This is a genomic window from Rathayibacter sp. Leaf296, from assembly GCF_001423045.1.
Lineage (GTDB): Bacteria > Actinomycetota > Actinomycetes > Actinomycetales > Microbacteriaceae > Rathayibacter > Rathayibacter caricis.
In genome coordinates this window covers 1,822,786-1,825,986 of record NZ_LMNR01000001.1, presented here as the reverse complement: position 1 = coordinate 1,825,986, position 3,201 = coordinate 1,822,786, and the positions used below count along the sequence as shown (strand labels likewise).

Sequence of the window (3,201 nt, the reverse complement as noted above, 5' to 3'; positions counted from 1 at the left end):
CCTGGTGCTGGGCCTGCTGCTCGCGCGCGCCGGAGTCGAGGTCGTCGTGCTCGAGAAGCACGCCGACTTCCTGCGCGACTTCCGCGGCGACACCGTGCATCCGGCCACCCTCGACCTGCTGGAGGATCTCGGCCTCTTCGAGCGGTTCGACGCCCTCCCCCAGTCGCGTCTGCGGCACGTCGCGCTGCCCGGTCGACCGGGAGTGCGGATGGCTGACTTCGGCCGGCTCCCGCTGCGGCACCCGTACGTCGCGATGGTCCCGCAGTGGGATCTGCTCGATCTGCTGGCCGAGAACGCGGCGACCGAGCGGTCGTTCACCCTCCTCCGCGAGCACGAGGTCACCGGCGTGCTCCGCGAGGCCGGTCGCGTCGTCGGGGTCGAGTACGCGGCGCCGGAGGGACCAGGTCGACTCCTGGCCGATCTGACGGTCGCCTGCGACGGCCGCTGGTCCCTGGTGCGGCGCGATGTCGGCCTGCCTGTGCGGGAGTACGCCGTCCCGTTCGACGTCGAGTGGTACCGGGTGACCTCTTCGCGGCGGCTGCCCGAGTCGCTCCTGCCGCGTCTCGCCGACGGCGGCGTCGCCATCGGCATCCCCCGCTCCGGCTACGTCCAGATCGCCTCACTGCGGAGGAAGGGCGCGGACACGGAGGTCCGCGCGCGCGGCGTCCTGGCGTTCCGGGCCGAGGCGGCGGCGCTCTTCCCCGAGCTCGCGGACGCCGTCGGGACGATCGGGTCGATGGACGACGTGAAGCACCTCGACGTCCGACTCGACCGCCTGCGCCGCTGGCATGCGAACGGCGTGCTCTGCCTGGGCGACGCCGCGCACGCGATGTCACCGGTGGGCGGTGTCGGGGTGAACCTGGCTGTGCAGGACGCGGTCGCGGCGGGGCGAGTGCTCGCGGGCCCCCTCTTGAGGGGGGAGCTGCGAGGCCCTCGAGCCCACCGTCTGCTCGCCCGAGTCCAGCGTCGACGGACGTTCCCCACCGTCGTGCTGCAGCTCCTCCAGCGCGTGCTGCACGCCCGCCTGATTGCGCCGGCACTCTCCCGCACCGTCACCCCACCCGTGGTGCTCGTGGCGCTCCTGCGGTGCGTTCCCGCCCTCACGGTGATTCCGGCCTGGATCGTGGGAGTCGGGCCCCGCCCCGAGCGGGCTCCGGTCTGGGCGCGGCGTCCCTGAGGGAGTCAAGCCAGGAGGCGCCGCACCGCCTCCGCCACCAGGGCGTCGTCCGCCGGTTCGTCGTCGAGTGCCCGGTGGATCGTCAGCCCCTCCATCAGCGCGTCGAGCATCCGCGCGGTCGCGGGATCGAAGTGCTGCTCGAGCGCCGCGCGGGTCCGTGCCATCCATCGGTGGGTCAGAGCGCGGAACTCGGGCTGCCGGGAGGCGAGCGTGTACAGCTCGTGGGTCAGCACGAGTTCGCGCTGGCTGCCGAAGACGTCGTGGACGACCAGGTCCACCAGTGCCTGCCGAGCCTCGTCCCGCGTCGAGGCGCCGTCCATCCGGCGCTGCGCCTGCGCCGCCACCGAGTCGGAGAATCGCGCGAACGCGGCGTGCAGCAGCTCGTCCATCCCGGCGAAGTGGTAGGTCATCGAGCCCAGCGGGACATCGGCTGCCGCGGCCACGCGCCGGTGGGACGTCCCGGAGACGCCGACCTCCGCGATCACGTCGAGGCAGGCGTCGATGATCCGGTCGCGGCGGTGGGGGTCGGTGCGCCGCACCGCGCGCACCCGGTCCTCCCCGGTCACCGGTCGGCCTCCGGGTTGCCGACCGCATGCGGAGAGCCGGCAGTCGTCCGCCGGTCCGTCCGATCGTCTCCCGCGAAGCAGTCCATGTGCACGATCGTACACATGACGTGTACGTTCGTACGCATGCCTGCTCCCGACTCCGCTCCTCCGTCCAGGGAGGCCCGCCGCGCCCGCGGTGCCGTCGCCGCCCTGTTCCTCACCAACGGAGCGCTCTTCGCCAACCTCGTGCCGCGCTTCCCCGAGATCAAGTCCGACCTGCTGCTCGACAACGCGGCGTACGGAGTCGCGATCGCGGCCTTCCCGACGGGGGCCGTCCTCGCCGGCCTCGCCTCCGCCTCCGTGATCCGGCGTTTCGGGAGCGGCCGCGCGGCCGTGGCCGGCACCGTCCTGACCGCGATCGGCACGATGGTCGCCGGATTCTCGCCGACCCTGCTCGCCTTCGCCGCGGCACTCCTCCTGGCCGGCGCGACCGATGCGATCACCGACGTGGCGCAGAACACCCACGGACTGCTGGTCCAGCGCCGCTACGGCCGCTCCATCATCAACTCCTTCCACGCGGTGTGGTCGATCGGAGCGGTGCTCGGCGGCTCGATGGCGGCCGGTGCCCTCGCGCTGGGCGTCCCCCGCTCCCTCCACCTCGTGCTCTCGGGAACCCTCTTCGCGATCGTGGCGCTGGTCGCGCTGCGGTTCTGCCTCCCGGGCCGCGACGACGAGGCCCGACCGGATCCCGTGGCCGGCGACCGCACGCCACGCGCTCGCGTCGGCGCGCGGGTCGCCCTCGTCCTCGCCGCGCTGGTCGGCGTGGCGATAGCGGGCACGCTCGTCGAGGACGCGGGCTCGACCTGGGCGGCCCTCTACCTGTCTGCCGATCTCGGAGCGAGCGCCCCCGTCGCCGCGTACGGCTTCGTGGCCCTCGTCGGTGCCCAGTTCGTCGGTCGGATCCTCGGCGACCGCCTGGTCGACCGCTTCGGCCAGCGGGCCGTGGTGCGCACCGGAGGAGCGATCGCCGGGATCGGGATGGGTCTCGCTCTCCTGCTCCCCTCGGTCCCCGGCACGATCCTCGGCTTCGCCGCCGCAGGCTTCGGTCTCGCGACGACAGTCCCCGCCGCGATGCACGAGGCCGACGAGATCCCGGGGCTGCGTGCCGGCACCGGAGTGACGCTCGTCTCGTGGCTCATGCGGCTCGGCTTCCTGCTGTCGCCGCCGCTCGTCGGACTGATCGCCGACAGTGCGGGCCTGCGCGCAGGTCTGGCCGTCGTCCCGCTCGCGGCGGTCCTGGCGGTCGTCCTCTCCCCCGTGCTGAGTACGCGCCGCTCCCGCGGGGAGGTCGCGCAGTGAGCCGGGTGCTCGCCGCCGTCCTCTGGGACATGGACGGCACGCTCGTCGATTCCGAGCCCGCCTGGATCGCAGCGCAGTACGCCCTGGTCGAGCGCTCCGGCGGAGTCTGGAGCGACGCCG

At 73.4% G+C, this 3,201-nt stretch carries 3 protein-coding genes and 1 pseudogene; 3 read left to right on the top strand and 1 reads right to left on the bottom strand.

Going from position 1 to position 3,201, the window contains the following annotated elements; genetic code table 11:
- The first annotated feature begins 1 nt into the window (after position 1).
- The gene (locus ASF46_RS08465; RefSeq protein ID WP_235576887.1) at positions 2 to 1,177 is read left to right on the top strand and encodes an FAD-dependent oxidoreductase; all 1,176 of its coding nucleotides are present in this window, start codon (positions 2 to 4) and stop codon (positions 1,175 to 1,177) included.
- A 5-nt stretch (positions 1,178 to 1,182) separates the two neighbouring features.
- Here the strand turns inward: ASF46_RS08465 and ASF46_RS08460 are convergent, their stop codons facing one another.
- Positions 1,183 to 1,743, bottom strand: coding sequence for a TetR/AcrR family transcriptional regulator (locus tag ASF46_RS08460; protein WP_230670643.1), 561 nt, complete (start codon positions 1,741 to 1,743; stop codon positions 1,183 to 1,185).
- A gap of 123 nt (positions 1,744 to 1,866) precedes the next feature.
- Between ASF46_RS08460 and ASF46_RS08455 the strand changes: the two genes are divergently transcribed.
- Positions 1,867 to 3,081: an MFS transporter gene (locus tag ASF46_RS08455; RefSeq protein WP_056867109.1), complete on the top strand. Its 1,215-nt coding sequence runs from the start codon at positions 1,867 to 1,869 to the stop codon at positions 3,079 to 3,081.
- Between the two features lie 29 nt (positions 3,082 to 3,110).
- Positions 3,111 to 3,201 (top strand): annotated as a pseudogene (locus ASF46_RS19915) (HAD family phosphatase); the annotation flags it as partial.

Excerpts from the sequence above, each read along its gene's own strand:
- ASF46_RS08455 (WP_056867109.1), top strand. The coding sequence starts at position 1,867 with ATGCCTGCTCCCGACTCCGCTCCTCCGTCCAGGGAGGCCCGCCGCGCC.